The following is a 19,131-nucleotide window of genomic DNA, read 5'->3' as shown; positions in this document are numbered from 1 at the left end:
GCCGTGCGTCATCGGCTGCCGGTTCTCGCAGGGATCACGTCCGACAAGCAGGGAGCGCCGATGACGGCAGCATTCACATTTCCGGGGCAGGGTTCCCAGGCGGTCGGCATGGGCAAGGCCCTGGCGGATGCCTTTCCGGCGGCGCGCGCCGTGTTCGACGAGGTCGATGCCGCGCTGGGGGAGAAGCTGACGGCGACCATCTGGGATGGTCCGGCCGAAACCCTCCAGCTCACCCAAAACGCCCAGCCGGCCCTGATGGCGGTGTCTGTCGCCACCCTGCGCGTGCTGGAGACCGAAGCCGGGTTTTCCGTGGGGCGGGATGCGGCCTTCGTCGCCGGCCACTCGCTCGGGGAATATTCGGCGCTGGCCGCGGCCGGCAGCGTGACGATTTCCGACACCGCGCGGTTGCTTCGCATTCGCGGTCTCGCAATGCAAAAAGCCGTGCCGGTGGGCGTCGGTGCGATGGCCGCTCTGCTCGGCCTCGACTACGAGGCCGCCGTGGCGGTGGCGGACGAAGCCGCTCAGGGGCAGGTCTGCCAGGCCGCCAACGACAATGGCGGCGGGCAAGTGGTCGTCTCCGGCGACAAGGCCGCGGTCGACCGCGCCGTCGAGATCGCCAAAACCAAGGGCGCCAAGCGCGCGATGTTGCTGCCGGTGTCCGCCCCGTTCCATTGCAAGCTGATGCAGCCGGCTGCCGACGCGATGGCGGAGGCGCTGGCCAAGGTCACGATCAAGGCGCCGGCGGCCCCGTTGGTGTCGAACGTGCTGGCGGGCGCGATCACCGATCCCGACGAGATCCGCCGCCGCCTGGTCGAGCAGGTCACCGGCACCGTGCGCTGGCGCGAGTCGGTTGCCTATATGGCGGGGCAGGGCGTTACCCGTTTCTTCGAGATCGGTGCCGGCAAGGTGCTGACCGGCCTCGTCAAGCGTATTGCGGACGGCGCCGTCGGCGTTGCGGTCGGCGGTCCCAACGACATTGCTGCCGCCAAAGATGCATTGGCCGCTGCGAAGCAGGCCTGAGGCGCGATGATTCGTCGTCGCGCGCGAGTTCTTTAGTTGACGCACGATCCTTTCGGAAAATCGCTGCGCATTTTCCCGGATCGTGCCTTGGAGGAGTTATCGATGTTCGATCTGACTGGCAAAAAGGCGCTCGTCACCGGCGCAACCGGCGGCATCGGCGGCGCGATCGCACAAGCGCTTCACGCGCAGGGCGCCACCGTCGCGATATCGGGGACGCGCAAGGAAGTGCTGGATGAGCTTGCCGGCAAGCTCGGCGAGCGCACCCATGTGCTGCCCTGCAATCTCTCCAAGGCCGACGAGGTCGAGGCGCTGGTGCCCGCTGCGGAAGCGGCGATGGGACAGGTCGACATCCTCGTCGCCAATGCCGGCATCACGCGCGACAATCTCTTCGTGCAGCTCCGTGACGAGGACTGGGAGGAGGTCATCAACATCAATTTGACCTCGACCTTCCGGCTTGCCCGCGCCGCCACCAAATTGATGATGCGCAAGCGCTTCGGCCGCATCATCGCCATCACCTCGGTGGTCGGCGTCACCGGTAACCCGGGGCAGGGCAATTATACCGCATCGAAGGCGGGCCTGATCGGCATGATCAAGACGCTGGGTGCCGAATACGCCAAGCGCGGCGTCACCGCAAACTGCATCGCTCCCGGCTTCATCAAGACACCGATGACCGATGCGCTCAACGACAAGCAGCGCGAAACGATTCTAACCAAGGTTCCGGCCAATCGCCTGGGGACGCCAGAGGACATCGCGGCAGCCGCCGTCTACCTGAGTTCGAACGAAGCGGCCTATGTCACCGGCCAAACCATCCACGTCAACGGCGGCATGGCCATGATCTGACGCCTCATGCCGCACCGCCCCCTTGGGCAGCCGAATGCGGCAAACGGCCGTTTCCGGAGCGAAATGAGGCTTGTAGTCAACGCAATTGAAGTATGATAACCGGACCTTCAACGGATGGGCAAAGAACGCCATTGCAGGTTTTTGAAACCCTGTATATTGGCGATGCGGAGCCTTGGCCGTCATTCGCCGGGCCTGCATCGGTTAGGATGGGGCCAAATCAAAGTTCGTAAGCGAAGGCAGTCAACGACCACGACGGCTCGTATCGTCCCGGGGGGTCGGGTCTACAGGGAACAACACGAGGTTATGCAATGAGTGAGATTGGCGAGCGGGTTAAGAAGATCGTGGTCGAACACCTTGGTGTTGAACCCGAGAAGGTTGTCGATGCTGCGAGCTTCATCGACGACCTCGGCGCCGACAGTCTGGACACCGTCGAGCTGGTGATGGCGTTCGAAGAGGAATTCGGTTGCGAGATTCCGGACGATGCCGCGGAAACGATTCTTACCGTCGGCGATGCCACCAAGTTTCTCGAGAAGAACGCGAAGAGCTAAGGCTCTTCATTTTCGCGGGGACAACATTGAAACCGGACGGACCGCCCAACAGCGGTCAGCCGGTTTCTTGTTATTGGCCGTGAATATTTCGATGCGGAGTTTTCGGATATGAGACGGGTTGTCGTCACGGGTCTTGGCATGGTTTCGCCACTCGGCTGCGGTGTCGAGCCGACCTGGAAACGCATCCTCGACGGCCAAAGCGGCGCACGCAGGATCGAGAGCTTCGATGTCTCCGATCTTCAGACCAAGATCGGCTGCACGGTCGTGCGCGGCGACGGCACCAACGACACTTTCAATCCCGACATCTGGATGGAGCCGAAGGACCAGCGCAAGGTCGACGACTTCATCATCTTCGGCATGGCCGCGGCCGGCCAGGCACTCGACGATGCCAACTGGCACCCCGAGACCGAAGAGGACAAATGCGCGACCGGCACCATGATCGGATCCGGCATCGGCGGCCTCAACGGCATCGCCGAGACCGCGGTCCTGCTGAAGGAGCGCGGGCCACGCCGGGTCTCGCCGTTCTTCATTCCGGGGCGCCTAATCAATCTCGCCTCCGGCTATGTCTCGATCAAGCACGGACTGAAGGGGCCGAACCATTCGGTGGTCACGGCCTGCTCGACGGGTGCTCACGCGGTCGGCGATGCCGCCCGCCTGATCGCGCTCGGCGATGCCGACGTCATGGTTGCCGGCGGCGCGGAATCGCCGATCGGCCGCATCGGCATTGCCGGCTTCAACGCCGCGCGTGCGCTCTCGACAGCCTTCAACGAAACGCCTGAGAAGGCCTCGCGTCCCTACGACAAGGACCGGGACGGCTTCGTGATGGGCGAGGGCGCCGGCGTCCTCGTCCTTGAAGAGCTCGAACATGCCAAGCGCCGCGGCGCGAAGATCTATGCCGAGGTGATCGGCTACGGTCTCTCGGGCGATGCCTACCACATCACCTCGCCGTCACCCGACGGCGACGGCGGCTTCCGCAGCATGGCGGCGGCGCTCAAGCGCGCCGGCCTCACCGCGTCCGATCTCGACTACATCAACGCGCACGGCACCTCGACACCGCTCGGTGACGAGATCGAGCTCGGTGCGGTTGAACGCCTGCTCGGCAATGCCGCTTCGAAGGTCGCGATGTCTTCGACCAAGTCGTCGACCGGTCACCTCTTGGGCGCGGCCGGCGCGATCGAGGCGATCTTCGCCATTCTCGCGATTCGCGATAATGTCGTGCCGCCGACCATCAACCTGGACAATCCGTCGGTCGAAACTGCGATTGATCTCGTGCCGCATCAGGCGAAGAAGCGCGAGGTCAACGTCGCGTTGTCGAATTCTTTTGGTTTTGGCGGTACCAACGCATCGGTCATCTTCCGGCGTCTGGTCCATTAGTTTGTCGTTGCGACGAATCCACCGTTTTGCCGTATTCGGCGATAGTCATGGAAGCGGGCGCGTGCATTGGCTCGGCAAGCGATTGTCAGGTCGCGATTGAACCGGCAGGATTCAGGTTGCTTCGATGAGTGAAAGGCCGCCCATTTCGCCCCGGAGTCCGCGGGCAGCGCTCGAGCCCGAGCAGGTCCCGCCGCCGCCGAGGCGATCGGACCGCGCGCGCAATCCGTTCGTGATCGTCGGCAACGCCATCATCACCCTGCTGCTGATTGCGATGATCGGCGCGGGCGGCGTGTACTATTACGGCCGGCAGGTGCTCGAGGCGCCGGGACCGCTGAAGGAAGACAAGATCGTCAACATCCCGCAGCGCGCCGGCAAGCGCGACATCGCCGAGACGCTGAACCGGGAAGGCGTGACCGACGTCAATCCGTGGGCGTTCATTGCCAGCGTCGCTGCGCTAAAGGCGAGCTCGGACCTCAAGCCCGGTGAATACTCGTTCCAGAAGAACGCATCCTTGCGCGACGTCATTGCCACCATGGTCGAGGGCAAGGTGGTACAGCATGCCGTGACAATCCCGGAGGGCCTGACCTCCGAGCAGATCGTGGCGCGCCTGTCCGACAACGATATCTTCACCGGCAGCGTGCGTGAGCTGCCGCGCGAGGGCACGCTGCTGCCCGAGACCTACAAGTTCCCGCGTGGCACCCCGCGCGATCAGGTGATCCAGCGCATGCAGCAGGCGCACAAGCGCGTACTGACCGAGATCTGGGAGCGCCGCAGTCAGGACATTCCGGTCAAGAGTCCGGAGCAATTGGTGACGCTGGCCTCGATCGTCGAGAAAGAGACCGGCAAGCCGGACGAGCGCAGCCGCGTCGCCGCGGTGTTCGTCAATCGCCTGAAGCAGAGGATCAAGCTGCAGTCCGATCCCACGATCATCTATGGCCTCGTCGGCGGCAAGGGCACGCTCGGCCGTCCGATCAAGCGCAGCGAGATCACGCAGCCTTCGCCCTACAACACCTATGTGATCGAGGGCCTGCCGCCGGGCCCGATCTCGAACCCCGGCCGCGCTTCGCTCGAGGCTGCCGCCAACCCGGCCCGCACCCGCGACCTCTATTTCGTCGCAGACGGCACCGGCGGGCATTCCTTCACCGAGACCTACGACGCGCACCAGAAGAATGTAGCCAAGCTGCGCGCGATGGAAAAGCAGATCCAGAACGACACGGTCGAGCCGGCCGAGGACGCGCAGCCGCCGGCCGCCGCCGCGCCCGGTGCCGCCGATACGCCGACGGCGACCACGCCGGCGCGGCCCAACCAGCAGAAAAAGCCGCCGGCCGCTCGCCCCGCGGGTCCGCCGCCGGCCCGCCAAGGCGCGGTGCAGCCCTCGCCCCCGGTGGTCCAGCGCTAGGCTGCGCGCAGACCTGCCCCGCGGGACTTTGCGGATTACATTTTCCTGCAAAATAGTCTTAAGATTCGCGTGGCTTGATGGCCGCGCGAATCCCGTGCTTCTGGAGAAATTGACCTGATGGCGTTGTCGTCCATGACCGGCTTTGCCCGAAGCCACGGCGCGAGTGGGCCGTATACGTTCGAATGGGAATTAAAGTCGGTCAACGCCAAGGGCTTTGATCTCAGGGTACGGCTGCCGCAGGGGTTCGACGAGCTCGAGGCTCATGCCAAGAAGCGCGCCGCCGAGCTGCTCTCGCGAGGCACCGTCTACGCCAATCTGACCGTGAAGCGCGCCAATGCGGCCGCCAGCGTCCGCGTCAACGAGGACGTGCTCAACGCCGTCCTCAAGGCCGCCGCCGTGATCGCCGGCAAGGTCGATGCGGTCGCGCCGAGCGTCGACGGGCTTTTGGCCATCAAGGGTGTCATTGAGGTCGCCGAGCCCGAGGGCGACGAGGAAGAGGACAAGGCCGCGCGCGCCGCCGCCGCGGATGCCTTCGACAAGGCGCTCGCCGAACTCGTCGAGATGCGCAAGCGTGAGGGCACCTCGCTCGGGCAGATCCTGATCCAGCGCGTGGACGAGGTCGAGCAGCTGGCGAAGAAGGCCGAGGCTGCGCCCGGTCGCAAGCCCGAGGCGATCAAGGCCAGGCTCGCCGAGCAGATCGCAACCCTGCTCGACACCTCCGACCGTTTCGATTCTGACCGCCTGATGCAGGAAGCGATCCTGATCGCGACCAGGGCCGACATCCGCGAGGAGCTCGACCGCATCGCCTCGCACATCGCGCAGGCGCGCGAGCTGATCGGCAAGGGCGGCCCGGTCGGGCGCAAGCTCGACTTCCTGGCGCAGGAGTTTCACCGCGAGGTCAACACCTGTTGCTCGAAGTCGAACGACATCGAGCTCACCAATACGGGGCTCGCCATGAAGAACGTGGTCGAGCAGTTCCGCGAGCAGGTCCAGAATCTGGAGTGATCGATGACGATTGGCGGTCACGTAACTGATGGTGTCGAGCGGCGCGGATTGATGTTCGTGCTGTCCTCGCCGTCGGGCGCGGGCAAGACGACGCTATCGCGTATGTTGATCGACCGCATGCCCGGCCTTCGAATGTCGGTGTCGGCAACCACGCGGGCGATGCGGCCGGGCGAGGTCGACGGCAGGGATTATTCGTTCGTCGACAAGGCCACCTTCCACGCGATGGTGAAGGCCGACCAGCTGCTGGAATGGGCGACCGTGTTCGACAACAGCTACGGCACGCCGCGTGCGCCGGTTGAGGCGGCGCTGTCAGCTGGGCAGGACGTGCTGTTCGACATCGACTGGCAGGGCACGCAGCAGCTCCGAGAAAAAGCACGCGCCGACGTCGTCAGCGTGTTCATCCTGCCGCCCTCGGCTGCCGATCTCGAGAAGCGGCTGCATTCGCGCGCGCAGGATTCCGACGAGGTGATCCGCAAGCGCATGAGCCGCGCCAGCCACGAGATGAGCCACTGGGCCGAGTACGACTACATCGTCATCAACCATGACGTCGACGACGCCTTCGCCGAGGTCCAGTCGATCCTGAAGGCCGAACGCCTCAAGCGCGAGCGGCAGACCGGCCTCGTGGGCTTCGTGCGAGGTCTGCAAGACCAGCTTCAAGGCTAGGCTGCGTCAGCCTCGGCCCGTCCTTCGCGAGCCGTTCCAGCATCGTCGTGATCACGTCGATGTCGATGCCGTCCTCGACTCCCGCATCGTCATCGCGATCGGCCGGCTCTTCGTCATCGACGTCGTTGGCCGCGAGCTGCGGTGCGGCCTCGATCTGGAATTCTCCGTTGAAGACATCGGCATCGTCGAGCTCTGCGGCATCTTGGTGCGCTTGCGGGACGCGCTTGTCGATCACATCAATCTCGCGATCGATCGCGGCGAGCTGCGCGGTCTTGAGCTGGACTGTCTGCGGACGCAGGGCATCGAAATCCACCGGGCGCGGCTGCCGAGTGTGCGGCGCGTCGGCGGGCGCTGCGTTGAGCCAGGGTGCACGGCCATCGTCGTGATCGTGCGGCTCAAAATTGTCCCAGTTGACGCGGCGCTGGTCGCCGGCCAGGACGCGGATACGTCCACCGGCGAAGCGGTAGATGACGCTGGCGAGGATGCCGGCAAGCGCCAGCGCGCCTCCGATCACCAGCAGCAGCATCTGGAGCGAGCCGGTCTGCTTGTCGGTGGTGCTGTCTGCCGCAGCCAGAGCCATCGGAGCAGGGGACTTCGCCGGCTTCGCGGTCGGCTGCGCGGCGACCGCGACAGGTGCAGGCGACGGCTGCTCTGTGGGCGCGGCGGACGCCGTGGAGGCGTCGGGCCAGCGCCCGGCGACGGCGGGCTGCTGTGCGTTGGCGTCAGCGGAGGGGCTCGCAGCCTGTTGCGTTGGTCCGGGTCCCACCTGTGCAGGCGTCTTAACAGCGGCAATGCTCTGCGGCGTCAGATATTCGGCGCGCGCGTCCTGGACGGAGTGCTGCTGCGGCAGGGCTGAATCCGCTGTAGTCGTATCGGGCGCAGCCTGTGCGGTTTGAGTGGCCTTGCCGCCTTCGGCGCGCAGATACCAGCACTGCCGCTTGGTCGCGCGCTCAAGGCGATAATGCCAATGCTGGCCCTGCGGGGCGGCGCCCTTTGGCGAGCCAAGGCAGTCGTTCGCGGCATTTGCCGTGCTCGGTGGCGTCGATGCATTCTGCGACACGGCGGCCAATGGCGCACCGGCAATGATGCTGCCTACGAGGGCCGATAAGAATTTCGCGGTGCGGTTGCCCATCCTGGTCTCCCGATTACGCATGACGCAACTCGTTACCTTCCCTTTCTCGTCAAAGACTTGGGTGGCAATGAGCCGCAAATCCGGAGAGGATGTGGCCTGAATCGGGCCTGCGCGGCGTTGGTTCCCCCGCGAAATCAGACTTTTTCGCGCTACTGCTTGGTCGAAGTCCAGGTTCCGCCGCAGCCGTCGGAGCGACGGAAGGATCCGGAACCGCTGCGGGCAGCGAGGCGGCCGGAGCCGGTGAAGGTCACGCCATCGCCTTGACCGAACGTGCTGACCGCGCCGCTCGCGCTGACGGTACCCGTGACGCCTTGGCCTATGACCTTGCCCGAGGAGACCACGACCGCGCCGGACGTGGTGCCGCCGCAGCCGACGCTGACGACCATCCAGGCGCCGTCGAAACTCCCGCCACCTCCACCACCGCGTCGCGAGAAACTGCGCGGCTCCTCGGCCGGCTTGCTGCGGCGCGCCGAGGGCGCCGGCTCGGCGGAACGATCCGATCGCGAGCCGGACAGCGACTTCTCGTCATTGCCGATCGAGCCGCCGGCGCTGCCGGACTGCGCGACGGCGGACGGTGGAGCGACGGTGACGGACAGGAAGAGGGCCAGGCCAATCGCAGGGATGACGGAATTGCGCATGAGCAAAAATCCAAAATGAAAAATCGTATCAACGGCCGGAGCCGTCGGCACAGACGGAACCGATAATGCGGCAAGCTTTGCCAGCCTTGCCGCATTCGTCAAGCGCGGCGTCTTTCGCGCGCTGCACGCTGTCGCGCTGGACCAGCGACCAGGATTTGTCGGAGATCGCGAACGCGCCGCAGCGGTTGCCATAGAAGGACAGCTCGATCGGACATTTGGCGCCGGCGCAATTGCCGCGCGCATCCGCCACCGCCGCGCGCCGCGAGGCGTGGTTCCAGGATATGCCCCATTTGCTGCCGTCGGGCCCGTAGACGATCGAGCCCCATGGTTTCAGGTCCTCCATCTTGCGCATGCGCAGCAGCAGGCCTTCGGTCGCTTCGCCCGTCGGCGCCATGGAAATTCGCTGCTGGAGTTTTGTGATCGCGCGGGTCAGTCCATCAGGGCTGTCAGGATCGAAATTGAGCTCGTAGAGCCGCTCGCTGAGTTCGCTCAGCAGGGCGGCATCGCGCAAGGGGACGCGGTCGGGATCGGCGCGCAACCGATCCGCCGGTAACGGATCAGGCTGCATCGTTGCGACCTGCGGCGGCGCGGTTTGCGTCGGGGCTACGAAATAGAAGGTGCCGTCGATCGGCGAGGACGACACCCAGGGCTGCTGCGCGCCGGAGGTGGCGCGCTTCACCGCGAGGCCGACCTGGTTGAAGGTCTGGAACACGTCGAGGCCCGCGGTCCGGACCGTCGCGGCCAATGCTTTTGTGTAGGGGCTGTGGCCGTCGCTGCCGTCCTGGGCGACATTGCCGGGTTGCGTTGCGTAGGAGATCAGCGTGCCCTCGGGCGCGCGCATCTGCGCGAGACCGCCATCGGAGGCGCGCAGGCCGCGCGAGCCGAACGGGTTGTTGCGGCAGGCGTCCAGGATCACGAGGTTGAGGCGGGTGCCCGATCCCTGCATCTGGCGCAGCACGAGGTTGACATCGGTCATCTGGAAGTCGACGTCGGCTTCGCGCGTCGGGTTCGCGCCGACTGGCACGAGATAGTTGGCGCCCGAGACCTGCACGCCATGGCCGGCATAATAGAACAGCGCGACGTCGGCGCCCTGCACCTGCCGGCCAAAGCTCTGCACCGCCAGATCCATAGCGCCCTTGTCGAGATCGAGCTGGGCGCGGCCTCCGACCAGCGTGAAGCCGAGCAAGCCAAGCGTGTCCGCCATCAGGCTCGCGTCCTTGGATGGATTGTCGAGCGGCGTGATGTTCTTGTAGGCGGAGTTGCCGACCACGAGCGCGATGCGCTTCTCGGCCGATGCAGGTTGCGTGGCGACGACGAGCAGGGCTGCGACCAGCGTCGCCAGCCCCGGGACGCGATTGAAAATCCTCGCGCGCATCAAAATTCCCCAAAAATAATGACGCCAGTCTAACAGTCCGGCGCGCCGGCGAAAAGCGGCGCCACATGCGTACTGTCCGTCATGCCCGGGCTCGTCCCGGCCATCCACGTTCTTCGTGCCGCGTGGCAAGGCGTGGATGGCCGGGACAAGCCCGGCCATGACGCGGATAGGCCGCGTTGCGTATTTCGCAGGCGAGGGGCCATGGCCGCGCGTTCCCCCGGCAGGTTCTGCCCGAGCCTTGCTGCCGTTGATCGCCCAATGGAAGCCAAAGGGCGCAGGGAAGGCCGGGCGCCGGCGGCACCCGTTGGTCCGTGCGCTACAGGAATGCACACGGGGTGGACCGATTGGGTGGCCGATCGCCCGGCCTTCCCTGCGCGGATGGTTTTAACGGTGTCCTTCGTGCTCTCCCCGGGGAGCGATGCACTATTGCCCCCGTCGCCCCGCCGATCGCTGATGCGCGCGCCCGGTTGGGCCGCCACATCACCGCGAGGCTTGACGCACAGACCCCGGGCGTCAGGACCACACGACTTCTCCGTCCGCGGACGGTCCCGCCGAAATCGTCGAGGGCTTGCGTGTGCTCACCCCCGATGACCGACAAGCCCGCTCTCCAGCGCCGTGTCGTACGCGTCGCGTGAGGACTCACGGTTGCCCGCCCGGTCATCACGCCGCCCGCGCCGTCGCTGCCGCGTCCACCGCCACCCGGCCCGCATGTCGTGACGGTCGCGAACGCCCCTTTGGCAGGGCCAGGATGCGGGCTGTATGCCACAAATCCGAAATTCGGAAAAGCAAAATGTTTTTGCGCCGATGGCTTGACGGGGTGTTTTGCCCGACGCGTCTGCCCAGTGGCGAATGACCCAAATCGGGCTTGGTGCCACCTCAAACAGCTTGTCATCCGCTGGCAAGAACAATGTCAAAATTCGCGACCAACGCATGCCTCTCAAGGCGCGATGGCGAATCTTGCAGAACAATGATCAACCTTTCCGGATGCGGAGCCGCATTGAGCCAGCGGTCGGTCACATTTTCTCTTTCGCCAGCGAAATACAGCTGGGTTACCAGGCGATCGAACCGCCCCTCGACGGCGAGGTGAATGTGCGGCGGCCTGACGTCGCCTTCTGCTGTCGGATAGCGGCCGGGTTTGACCGTACGAAAGCTGTAGCGCCCAGCCGCATCCGTTGTGAGACGCGCGAAGCCTTTGAAATTGGGGTCGAGCGGCGCCGGGTTGTTGTCGCTTGGATGACGATATTTCCCCGCCGCGTTGGCTTGCCAGATGTCAATGCGTGCATGCGGCACCGGCGCTCCCGAACGCGTGAGCACGCGTCCGCTGATATGGATGAGCTGACCCAGCGCCTCAACGGTGCTGCCGCTTGGACGCGCCAGATCGGTTGCCAGATCGGGGTGCTCCGAGACCGGGTAGAACGGGCCGACAATTTGTGGGGGCGTAATCGCCAATGCTGCTGCATCGCGGCCACTCGTCTGGGCTTTGGATGTGGTCTGGCTCATCAAGGTAGCCTGATATCCGCATCCTTGACGACCTTGGCCCAGTGGGCGATGTCAGTCTGGATTCCCTCACCAAATTCTGCAGCGGTGCCACCCACGGCTACCGCTCCTATCTTATCGAGCGAAGCGTGGATCTTCGGTTCGACAAGTACCTTGTTAATTGCCTTGTTAAGCTGCGACTTTATTTCTGCAGCCGTTCCACGCTTGGCCGCAAAGCCGATCCAATCGGCTGTCACCAGATCGGGGAGGCCTGCCTCGATCACAGTGGGAACGTCCCCCAGGGCAGCAATCCTGGTGGGGGCGGTGACGGCAAGCGCTCGCAACTTGCCGGTCGCGATGAGATCAATAACCGGAAGCGTGGTGACGAACATGTATTGGACGTTGCCGCTGATCAGATCGGTGATTGCTTGGGAGAATTGCTGGTAGGGCACGTGGGTGGCGTGCACTCCGGCCTGCAATGCAAACATTTCGCCGATCAGATGCGAGGGAGTGCCGAAGCCGGCGGAAGAGAAGTTGAGCTTCCCCGGCTTGCTCTTGAGCAGCGCCACCAGATCGGACAGCGAGCCGACCGGCAAGGAAGGCGTTGTAACGAGCACAGTGTAGGACTTCGATATCTTGATCACCGGATCGAAATCCACGTCCGGCCGTACCTCCGCTTTCGGAAGCAGAGACGGAGTGACCGTCATCGGAAGGCTCATGGTCAGCAGTGTATAGCCGTCCGCCGGACGGCCGGCCACGTCGTTCATGGCAATGGTCTGCAGCGCACCCGGGCGATCTTCCACCACGAGCCGCCAGCCTTCATTGGCCGCGAGCCCGTCCGCGACCATGCGGCTGATAATGTCGGGCGGTGTGCCCGCACCGGTAGGGACGACAATCCGTATGAGATTGGTCGGATAAGGTTGCGCGACGACCTTGCCGGGCAGCAACAATCCCGCGAGGCTTCCCAGCAGGAAAGTGCGACGGGGAAGATAAATGGTCGACATGGCTGCTCCAAACCTTGGCGGTGGAGGGTAACGCGAATTGCAGCTTGTCCCGCGGACCTATATAAGAAAAGTTCTATTTCTCAATAGTTCTATTCCATTTCGGAAAGGGTCGCATGCTCGATGCATCCCAAATCAGCCGTCGGATCAAGCTGCGGCAGCTGAGCGTGTTTATCGCCGTCGTGGAATACGGGAGCATGGCGAAGGCGGCCGAGCACCTCGCCATTTCTCAGCCTGTCATATCCAAGATGCTCGCGAACCTGGAGCAAACGATCGGCCTTCCGCTTCTGGAGCGCAGCCGGCTCGGCGTTGAGCCCACGCTTTATGGCAAGGCCTTGCTCAAGCGCAGCATTGCTTTGTGCAACGATTTACGGAGCGGCGTGGACGAGTTGCAATCGCTCGCTGATCCCGCGGTGGGTGAATTGCGCATTGGCAGCACCGAGCCCGTGATGGCCGGATTACTGCCCGCCATCATCGACCGGCTATCACGGCAATATCCGAGGCTCGCGCTTCACATCATCGAGGGCGAACCGCCTGAGCTTCAGGATCGCCATCTGCGCAATCACGACATCGACCTCATGATAGGGCGCCTGCCGAGCTCGACGCCGGCTGCCGATACCGATGTTGAAGTGCTGTTGCACGAAAGCGGTGTCGTTGTTGCAGGCTTGCACAGTCCGTGGGTGCGGCGGCGCAAGATCCGCCTCGACGAGCTGGTCAACGAGCGTTGGTGCCTGCCGCCGCGCGAAAGCTTTCCGGGCGGCTGGATTGCCAACGCATTTCACGCCTCCGGGCTGGAGGTGCCACGTGCCAGCGTAACCGTGTATTCGGTCCTTATGCAGTCGGCGTTGCTTTCGTCGGAACGATTCCTGAGTTTCCTTCCGGCATCGATGTTGCACTTCAGCGCGAAGCGGCTGTCGATGAAGGTCTTACCCGTCGAAATGCCTATTCAGATGTGGCCGATCGGGATCATTGCGCTGAAGGGCAGAACGCCAAACCCTGCTCAGCGGCTGCTCGTCGAGTGCGCCCGAGAGGTCGCGAAGCCGCTCGCAGGTAAGCGAAACGCCTCGCCCAATCGGCGAAATTGAAACTGATCGTTCTTCTGCTTCTGCCACATCGCGTCGTTCCGCTCCTGCGCGGCCAACGTCGGCTACCGGGGTAAGGCGGTGGCCGTGCGAGCGCAGCGAGCATTCCAGAGAGCTGCCGCGGAACGATTTCTGGAATGCTTGTCTTCGCCGGAAGTGACGCCGAGGAGATAGCGCGGTCCAACCGGATCACCTCGGGAAACTTATCACCTCGGCCGCCGTTTAATTGCGGCTGAGGAGACGCCATGCCGATCAAGGACCAGATCAAAAATCTCGCCAAGAAGCTCGTCGAGGATCACCCCGACGCGGCAACGCTGCGGGCGCTCGTGCGGGCTCGGAAGCCGACAGCCATCCGCTTCCAGGACGATGGCATCGTGCCGAATAACCCGCATTTTCCAGTGTTGCTCTATCGCGGCGCGGTGAACCTGAAGACCCGGCGTTTTGCTCCAGAGGTCATCGTCGACACGCTGTTCGATAGTCATGGCTGGGGCCGCTCCTGGCGCGATACGGTGTATGACTTTGTCCACTACCATTCGCAGATCCACGAAGTGATGGGCGTGGCACGCGGCACGGCTAGGATCGAGTGCGGCGGGATCAAGGGGCGAATCCTGAGCGTGAAGGCCGGAGACGTTCTGGTTCTTCCCGCAGGGACCGGACACCGGCTGATCGAGTCCAGCCGGGACTTCCTGGTCGTCGGAGCGTATCCGCAGGAGGGGACGTATGACGAGTGCACCGACACGCGAGAGCGTCCTGACGCCAGCAAACGCATCGCCAAGGTCCGTAAGCCGAAGACCGATCCCGTGCTGGGTGCCGGCGGCCCGTTGCTCAAATCATGGCGGATAAAGCCATCGCGATCGTGACGCGGGGGATCGCTTTCGCTGTGCCGGTTCGAGGTGTCGTTCGTTGGAACGCCGGCCGTCTCGGTCAGGTCAGATAATCCGGCGTGAAATCCGCGAGCGCGCGGAGTTCGTCGGGTTGCAACAGCTCGATCTCGCTTCCCTCCCAGGCAATCAATCGGCGCCCTCTCAGCTCCTGGATGGTGCGATTGACGTGGACGATCGACAGTCCGCAGGCATCGGCGACATGCCGCTGCGTCATCGGCATTTGGAAGCGGCCGTTCTTGACGAGGCCCACGACCTCCAGCCTTGCGGCGAGTTCGCAGATCAGATGCGCCACCTTCGGCAACGCCGCCTGTGCGCCGAGGCGCGCGATCCATTGCCGCGAGATCGCCGCATCGATCAGCGTCTCGCGCCAGAACGCGCGGGTCAGGTGAATGGAGCTGTCGAGCAGCTGCTTGAGTTGGCTGTGTGCGACGTAGCCGACGATCGAGGGTCCAAGTCCGACGAGGTCCGCATCCATCGGCGACACCAGCAGCGTGTGCAGGCACGGCATGTCGCCGGGAACGTGGAAGGCGAGGATCTGGCTGCGATCGCCGACGATGCGAGCCTGGTAGAGGAAGCCGCTGACGATGAAAACGCAGCGGGAGGCATCTTCACCCTGGCGCAGCACGATCTCGCCGTCGGAGACCTGGCGCAGCGTGGACGGCAGACCCGCGATCTGGCGGCGTTCGTCTTCTGAGAGGCCTTCAATCGCCTGGAGATGCGCGATGAACTTCGGGTGCGGCATGGTGAGGAGGAGGGGTTTCAGTCGTCACGCGGCACGGCCGGTTCGAGCAGGCGTTGGGAGAGTTTTGCGATGGTCCAATCGGACACGGGAACCGCCTGGAACTCGCGGATGGCGTGCGCAAGCTCCTGATCCGACATCGGCCGCGCCGGCTGCTTCAACCTGCCTTGCAGGAAGGCAGCGCTGATACTGTCCAGGTGCTCGCCCGAATCCGTAGCGAACAGGTGGCGAATGCGTTTCAGGATCGTCGTAGGGCTCATGCGAAGGGCGGGGGCAGTCAGCGATCGAGGGATGGTGGGGCTGCGACCCTGTACCGTCGCAAACCGGTAGCAACCTGTGCTTCCGTCTCGCGTTCTAGTCCGCTGGATTCGGGCCAGATGTATCATTTGATCGAACCGGCAGGATTTTTGGCGGGACGCATGGAACGGGACACATGGAAAAAGCCCATGACGTGCTGATCCGGAACCTCGGCGAGCACACCGCGCTTGCACAGGAGGATGTCGCCGAAATTCGCGGGCTGACTTTTGTGCAGCGCGAGTTCGCGCCGAATGAGGATTTCATCCGTCAGGGCGACGAACCCGAGCATTCGGCGCTGGTCGTCTCCGGCATGATCGCCCGCTACCATCTGCTCGACAGCGGCAGGCGGCAATATCTCGCGTTCCATTTGTCTGGAGACCTGCCGGACTCCCAGGGACTGTTCATCGACCAGATGGACCATGGGCTGTGTGCGCTCGGGCCTGCCTCGGTGGCGTTCATCCCGCATCGCGAATTGTTCATTGCCTTTCGGCGACGACCGACCTTCGCACTGTCGGTCTGGCGCGAGACGCTGCTCGATGCCGCTATCTTTCGCGAGGCCATCACCAACAATAGCGCCCGGCCGATGCACGCGCGCATGGCGCACCTGTTCTGCGAGCTGTTCTACCGCGCCCGCGCCGCGCAGCTCGTCCGCGGCAATCGCTGCCGTCTGCCGATCAGCCTGGCGCAGCTCGGCGAGACGCTGGGCATGGCGATCGCGACGGTGAACCGGACGCTCGCCGAGCTCAGGCGGAGCGGGACCATGGACATGCGCGACGGCGAGCTGATCGTCCTGAAATGGCGCGAACTGCAGCGGCTCGGAGGCTTCAGTCCGACCTATCTGCACTTGAAGCGCCAATCGCCGCCGCATGCGTGAGACCTAAAGCGAACCGTCCGCGGCCGTGCGTCCCATCACCTCGTCAAAGTGCTTCTTCACCCAGTCGTTGCAGGAGCAGGCTCTGGCTTCGAGCGCCGGCGCATCCAGGATCAGGATGGCGCCACGGCGTGTCGCGAGGATCTGCCTCGCCTTGAACATCTGGATGACGCGGCTGGCATAGCTGCGGGAGACGCCGAGCATGCCGGCAAGCTGCTCATGGGTGAGGGGGATCTCGGGGCCGCCGACGTGCTCCTGCGCGGAGATGATCCACTTGGCGGCGCGCTGCTCGATCGAATGCGCGGCATTGCAGGCCGCGATCTGGAGCAGCTGTGCGAACTGGCAGTCGCCATAGCGCGAGAAGACCTGGTGGAGCGTGGCCGACCTCTGCTGGGCCTGCTCGAGCGCGCGGTGCGGCAACCGCATCAGGGTCCCGCCCAGCTTCACGACGATGCGCGAATAGGCCAGCGAGGCGCTGCGGCCGGCGGCAATGCCCACCGCGCCCTCGCGCCCGACCAGCAGGCTTTCAACCTCGCGATCGTCCTCGACTGGCACGGCGAACGACACGAGCGTGGAGCGGCAGGGAAAATGGACCGCCGCGACCTCGTCGCCGGCGTGATACAGGATGTGGTTCGCCTCGAGTTCGACCGGCTGGAGGTGCGGTGCGAACAGTTCGAAATCCGTGCGGCTGAGCCGCTGGAGAAGATCGTTCTGGGGCCGACCGGTCACATGTCTTGCTCTGGCCGGGAATCGGCGCCGGCCAGAACCCTACGTTTCCGTGACGGAGCCGACGGTTCCAAAGTGCACACAAGGCGTTTTTCAAGCGTTGAAAAGATGGCCTCCGGCTTACGGAATTCCGGAAAATTCTGGCGCGGCGCATGGCACGCGAGGCAAATGGCGCAGCCGAACCCAGCTGCCTTCAACTTTACGAGCTCTGTGCAGGAGTGCACACAGCAGGAGCGCGGATCAGCGTAGCGTGCTCGTCGCGGAGCGCCGCAGCCCGTGCGCTCTGCCCGACGGACCGCCGGCCTATATCTCAAACGCCGCCGGGCCGGCGGGCCCGAGGGCGGCCAGGATGTTCATCACCCGACGTTCGTCACCCGAAGCGTGCTTCGCAATCGTGCGCGGGCCGGCTTTTTTCCGCGTGGGCGCGATAGGCATCGATCGCCCTGTTGGCGAGCATCAGTTGCCGGCGTTCACCGGTCCTGAGCTGGGCCTCAATGGCGTCGAGCAGGACGTTCGCCGTCTCGTCCGGAGAGCCGAGCTGTCCGCTCTGCTCCAGGAAGCTCCAGGCGATGAAGAATGCGTTCTCGACGGTGCAGCGAATGGACATGGCTGCCAACGCGGCGCGGCCATTGCCGTTCCGCGGGACAGACGAATGCCGTGAATTAGCGCGCGTGCCCGCGTTACTTCAGTGAGCTGCTGATCGAGGTGAACTTCTGCGCCGAGATTGTTGACGACGGCGATGATCGCCAGTGCGATGCCTGCGGCGATCAGGCCGTAGTCGATCGCGGTGGCGCCGGACTCGTCGGCAAGGAAGCGGCGGATGGTCTGCATGGTCTTGCCAGAATTCCAAAAGAGAGCTGGCGAGGACCATAATCCGCAGAGATCAGGTTCCCCAATTTGGAACACCGGCTTGCGTCAATTTCGAGTGAATCGCGATGATTGAAGCCGGCGGCGAGATGACCCCGCCGCCTCGCGCTTCTCGCGCATGCTAATTCTTGAGCACGATGCGGCCGACGACCTTGCCGGCGCGAAGCTCGTCGATCCAGGTCTGCACGTCGCCCATCGGCTCCTCGCGCATCGGCGTCGGCTTGATCTTGCCGGCGCGGGCGAGCGCCATCAGCTCGTGAGCCTCGGTGAGCGTGCCGACCATGAAGCCCTCGATGGTCATGCGCTTGTAGACCCATTGCACCATCGGCAACGTGAACTGGCCGCCCATCAGGCCGGAGACCACGATCTTGCCGCCGCGCGCGGCGACGGCGACCGCGAAAGCCATGGACTTCTCGTTGCCCGCGAAATCGACGATCTCGTCGAAGCCGCCATCGGTTTCCTTGAGGATGCGCTTGATCACGTCGGGCTCGGCCGGATTGTAGGCCGCCGCCGCGCCGTTCTTCAGCGCGGTTTCCCGCGCGGCACCGCTGAGGTCGGCGACCGTGATCGGCTGCTTGAACATGGCCGCCGCGAAGGAAAGGCCCATCATGCCGACACCGCCGAGGCCGATCAGCAGGAGATTGCGCTGGCGCGGTCGGTCGACCAGGCGCTTGAGCGCGCCATAGGCGGTGACGCCGGAGCACATCAGCGTCGCGGCCTGGTTGACGGGCAGGGGATCGTAGTCGAGCAGATATTTCGCGTCAGGCACCAGCACGTGGGTGGCGAAGCCGCCGTCGATGGAGACGCCAAGAAAGCGCTGCCTGGCGCAGAGGTTCTCGTCGCCATTGGCGCAGTCGCGACACTGGCCGCAACCGATCCACGGAAACACCGCCTTCTTGCTACCGACGAGACCGGCGAACACTTCGGGGCCGACTTCGTCGACCACGCCTGCGATCTCGTGGCCGAGCGTGAAGGGCAGCGTCATGCCGCGCGTGGTGTCGAGCTTCTTGCCGCCGCCGAGATCGGCGTAGCCGTCCTGGATGTGCAGATCGGAGTGGCAGAGGCCGCAGCGCTCGATGCGCACCAGCACCTCGCGTCCTTGCGGCTTCGGCGTGTCGACGATGGTCTCGCAGAGCGGCGCATCGAACTTGACGAGGGACTGCCGACGCATCAACGCCATATTTCTTCCTCCGA

The 19,131-nt window shown here is 64.4% G+C and carries 20 protein-coding genes and 1 pseudogene; 10 read left to right on the top strand and 11 right to left on the bottom strand.

Annotation, left to right across the window (positions count from 1 at the left end):
* Positions 1-60 precede the first annotated feature (60 nt).
* The 7 genes from fabD (at position 61) to gmk (ending at position 6,849) form a co-directional block, all read left to right on the top strand.
* Positions 61-1,020 carry an ACP S-malonyltransferase gene (gene fabD / locus FXB41_RS22100; RefSeq protein WP_219683194.1) on the top strand — a complete coding sequence of 320 codons (960 nt, stop codon included), beginning with the start codon at positions 61-63 and terminating at the stop codon, positions 1,018-1,020.
* A gap of 102 nt (positions 1,021-1,122) precedes the next feature.
* Positions 1,123-1,860 (top strand): 3-oxoacyl-[acyl-carrier-protein] reductase, encoded by a 738-nt coding sequence (gene fabG, locus FXB41_RS22095; RefSeq protein ID WP_007592006.1) that lies wholly within the window; start codon positions 1,123-1,125, stop codon positions 1,858-1,860.
* A 308-nt stretch (positions 1,861-2,168) separates the two neighbouring features.
* Positions 2,169-2,408 carry an acyl carrier protein gene (locus FXB41_RS22090; RefSeq protein ID WP_006020277.1) on the top strand — a complete coding sequence of 80 codons (240 nt, stop codon included), beginning with the start codon at positions 2,169-2,171 and terminating at the stop codon, positions 2,406-2,408.
* A 108-nt stretch (positions 2,409-2,516) separates the two neighbouring features.
* Complete coding sequence (fabF, locus tag FXB41_RS22085) at positions 2,517-3,782, top strand: beta-ketoacyl-ACP synthase II (RefSeq protein WP_219683193.1); 1,266 nt, start codon at positions 2,517-2,519, stop codon at positions 3,780-3,782.
* 124 nt (positions 3,783-3,906) lie between these two features.
* Entirely contained in the window at positions 3,907-5,181 is a 1,275-nt protein-coding gene (gene mltG, locus FXB41_RS22080; protein ID WP_007592003.1) for an endolytic transglycosylase MltG, read from the top strand.
* A 117-nt stretch (positions 5,182-5,298) separates the two neighbouring features.
* A complete protein-coding gene (locus tag FXB41_RS22075) occupies positions 5,299-6,186 on the top strand; it encodes a YicC/YloC family endoribonuclease (RefSeq protein WP_007592002.1) in 888 nt (295 codons plus the stop codon).
* A 3-nt stretch (positions 6,187-6,189) separates the two neighbouring features.
* Positions 6,190-6,849, top strand: coding sequence for a guanylate kinase (gmk, locus tag FXB41_RS22070; protein WP_007592001.1), 660 nt, complete (start codon positions 6,190-6,192; stop codon positions 6,847-6,849).
* On the opposite strand, the gene FXB41_RS22065 is transcribed toward gmk, so the two are convergent.
* The 5 genes from FXB41_RS22065 to FXB41_RS22045 form a co-directional block, all read right to left on the bottom strand.
* Complete coding sequence (locus tag FXB41_RS22065; RefSeq protein ID WP_219683192.1) at positions 6,782-7,981, bottom strand: hypothetical protein; 1,200 nt, start codon at positions 7,979-7,981, stop codon at positions 6,782-6,784. The genes gmk and FXB41_RS22065 overlap by 68 nt on opposite strands.
* 149 nt (positions 7,982-8,130) lie before the next feature.
* A complete protein-coding gene (locus FXB41_RS22060; protein ID WP_219683191.1) occupies positions 8,131-8,619 on the bottom strand; it encodes a hypothetical protein in 489 nt (162 codons plus the stop codon).
* A 28-nt stretch (positions 8,620-8,647) separates the two neighbouring features.
* Positions 8,648-9,994 carry a caspase family protein gene (locus FXB41_RS22055; protein WP_219683190.1) on the bottom strand — a complete coding sequence of 449 codons (1,347 nt, stop codon included), beginning with the start codon at positions 9,992-9,994 and terminating at the stop codon, positions 8,648-8,650.
* 888 nt (positions 9,995-10,882) lie between these two features.
* Complete coding sequence (locus FXB41_RS22050; protein WP_219683189.1) at positions 10,883-11,494, bottom strand: dioxygenase family protein; 612 nt, start codon at positions 11,492-11,494, stop codon at positions 10,883-10,885.
* Entirely contained in the window at positions 11,494-12,474 is a 981-nt protein-coding gene (locus FXB41_RS22045) for a Bug family tripartite tricarboxylate transporter substrate binding protein (protein WP_219683188.1), read from the bottom strand. The genes FXB41_RS22050 and FXB41_RS22045 overlap by 1 nt, the downstream gene beginning before the upstream one ends.
* Positions 12,475-12,587: 113 nt before the next feature.
* Here FXB41_RS22045 and FXB41_RS22040 point away from each other — a divergent pair, with 113 nt between their 5' ends.
* A complete protein-coding gene (locus FXB41_RS22040) occupies positions 12,588-13,556 on the top strand; it encodes a LysR family transcriptional regulator (protein ID WP_219683187.1) in 969 nt (322 codons plus the stop codon).
* Positions 13,557-13,798: 242 nt separating this feature from the next.
* Positions 13,799-14,413: a cupin gene (locus FXB41_RS22035; protein WP_219683186.1), complete on the top strand. Its 615-nt coding sequence runs from the start codon at positions 13,799-13,801 to the stop codon at positions 14,411-14,413.
* A gap of 64 nt (positions 14,414-14,477) precedes the next feature.
* On the opposite strand, the gene FXB41_RS22030 is transcribed toward FXB41_RS22035, so the two are convergent.
* Both FXB41_RS22030 and FXB41_RS22025 read right to left on the bottom strand, forming a co-directional pair.
* Positions 14,478-15,179, bottom strand: coding sequence for a Crp/Fnr family transcriptional regulator (locus tag FXB41_RS22030; RefSeq protein ID WP_007591990.1), 702 nt, complete (start codon positions 15,177-15,179; stop codon positions 14,478-14,480).
* Positions 15,180-15,196: 17 nt separating this feature from the next.
* The gene (locus FXB41_RS22025) at positions 15,197-15,436 is read right to left on the bottom strand and encodes a hypothetical protein (RefSeq protein WP_007591988.1); all 240 of its coding nucleotides are present in this window, start codon (positions 15,434-15,436) and stop codon (positions 15,197-15,199) included.
* A gap of 173 nt (positions 15,437-15,609) precedes the next feature.
* On the opposite strand from FXB41_RS22025, the gene FXB41_RS22020 reads away from it, so the two are divergent.
* Entirely contained in the window at positions 15,610-16,347 is a 738-nt protein-coding gene (locus tag FXB41_RS22020) for a Crp/Fnr family transcriptional regulator (protein ID WP_007591982.1), read from the top strand.
* A 3-nt stretch (positions 16,348-16,350) separates the two neighbouring features.
* On the opposite strand, the gene FXB41_RS22015 is transcribed toward FXB41_RS22020, so the two are convergent.
* From FXB41_RS22015 to FXB41_RS22000, 4 genes and pseudogenes are all read right to left on the bottom strand, one after another.
* Positions 16,351-17,073 carry a Crp/Fnr family transcriptional regulator gene (locus FXB41_RS22015; RefSeq protein WP_007591979.1) on the bottom strand — a complete coding sequence of 241 codons (723 nt, stop codon included), beginning with the start codon at positions 17,071-17,073 and terminating at the stop codon, positions 16,351-16,353.
* A 367-nt stretch (positions 17,074-17,440) separates the two neighbouring features.
* Positions 17,441-17,677 carry a hypothetical protein gene (locus FXB41_RS22010; protein WP_007591977.1) on the bottom strand — a complete coding sequence of 79 codons (237 nt, stop codon included), beginning with the start codon at positions 17,675-17,677 and terminating at the stop codon, positions 17,441-17,443.
* 73 nt (positions 17,678-17,750) lie between these two features.
* Positions 17,751-17,901: pseudogene (locus FXB41_RS22005) on the bottom strand (Flp family type IVb pilin).
* A gap of 157 nt (positions 17,902-18,058) precedes the next feature.
* Positions 18,059-19,117: an alcohol dehydrogenase gene (locus tag FXB41_RS22000; RefSeq protein ID WP_007591976.1), complete on the bottom strand. Its 1,059-nt coding sequence runs from the start codon at positions 19,115-19,117 to the stop codon at positions 18,059-18,061.
* Positions 19,118-19,131: the final 14 nt, after the last annotated feature.

This window comes from Bradyrhizobium canariense, assembly GCF_019402665.1.
In the GTDB taxonomy this organism is placed as follows: domain Bacteria; phylum Pseudomonadota; class Alphaproteobacteria; order Rhizobiales; family Xanthobacteraceae; genus Bradyrhizobium; species Bradyrhizobium canariense.
The sequence above is the reverse complement of the archived record's forward strand: the minus strand, read 5'-3'. Positions and strand labels throughout refer to the sequence as shown.

What these genes read in the sequence shown, in the direction of transcription:
- fabD (WP_219683194.1), top strand. Translation starts at nt 61, where the DNA reads ATGACGGCAGCATTCACATTTCCGGGGCAGGGTTCCCAGGCGGTCGGC.
- fabG (WP_007592006.1), top strand. Translation starts at nt 1,123, where the DNA reads ATGTTCGATCTGACTGGCAAAAAGGCGCTCGTCACCGGCGCAACCGGC.
- FXB41_RS22090 (WP_006020277.1), top strand. Translation starts at nt 2,169, where the DNA reads ATGAGTGAGATTGGCGAGCGGGTTAAGAAGATCGTGGTCGAACACCTT.
- fabF (WP_219683193.1), top strand. Translation starts at nt 2,517, where the DNA reads ATGAGACGGGTTGTCGTCACGGGTCTTGGCATGGTTTCGCCACTCGGC.
- mltG (WP_007592003.1), top strand. Translation starts at nt 3,907, where the DNA reads ATGAGTGAAAGGCCGCCCATTTCGCCCCGGAGTCCGCGGGCAGCGCTC.
- FXB41_RS22075 (WP_007592002.1), top strand. Translation starts at nt 5,299, where the DNA reads ATGGCGTTGTCGTCCATGACCGGCTTTGCCCGAAGCCACGGCGCGAGT.
- gmk (WP_007592001.1), top strand. Translation starts at nt 6,190, where the DNA reads ATGACGATTGGCGGTCACGTAACTGATGGTGTCGAGCGGCGCGGATTG.
- FXB41_RS22065 (WP_219683192.1), bottom strand. Translation starts at nt 7,981, where the DNA reads ATGGGCAACCGCACCGCGAAATTCTTATCGGCCCTCGTAGGCAGCATC.
- FXB41_RS22060 (WP_219683191.1), bottom strand. Translation starts at nt 8,619, where the DNA reads ATGCGCAATTCCGTCATCCCTGCGATTGGCCTGGCCCTCTTCCTGTCC.
- FXB41_RS22055 (WP_219683190.1), bottom strand. Translation starts at nt 9,994, where the DNA reads ATGCGCGCGAGGATTTTCAATCGCGTCCCGGGGCTGGCGACGCTGGTC.
- FXB41_RS22050 (WP_219683189.1), bottom strand. Translation starts at nt 11,494, where the DNA reads ATGAGCCAGACCACATCCAAAGCCCAGACGAGTGGCCGCGATGCAGCA.
- FXB41_RS22045 (WP_219683188.1), bottom strand. Translation starts at nt 12,474, where the DNA reads ATGTCGACCATTTATCTTCCCCGTCGCACTTTCCTGCTGGGAAGCCTC.
- FXB41_RS22040 (WP_219683187.1), top strand. Translation starts at nt 12,588, where the DNA reads ATGCTCGATGCATCCCAAATCAGCCGTCGGATCAAGCTGCGGCAGCTG.
- FXB41_RS22035 (WP_219683186.1), top strand. Translation starts at nt 13,799, where the DNA reads ATGCCGATCAAGGACCAGATCAAAAATCTCGCCAAGAAGCTCGTCGAG.
- FXB41_RS22030 (WP_007591990.1), bottom strand. Translation starts at nt 15,179, where the DNA reads ATGCCGCACCCGAAGTTCATCGCGCATCTCCAGGCGATTGAAGGCCTC.
- FXB41_RS22025 (WP_007591988.1), bottom strand. Translation starts at nt 15,436, where the DNA reads ATGAGCCCTACGACGATCCTGAAACGCATTCGCCACCTGTTCGCTACG.
- FXB41_RS22020 (WP_007591982.1), top strand. Translation starts at nt 15,610, where the DNA reads ATGGAAAAAGCCCATGACGTGCTGATCCGGAACCTCGGCGAGCACACC.
- FXB41_RS22010 (WP_007591977.1), bottom strand. Translation starts at nt 17,677, where the DNA reads ATGTCCATTCGCTGCACCGTCGAGAACGCATTCTTCATCGCCTGGAGC.
- FXB41_RS22000 (WP_007591976.1), bottom strand. Translation starts at nt 19,117, where the DNA reads ATGGCGTTGATGCGTCGGCAGTCCCTCGTCAAGTTCGATGCGCCGCTC.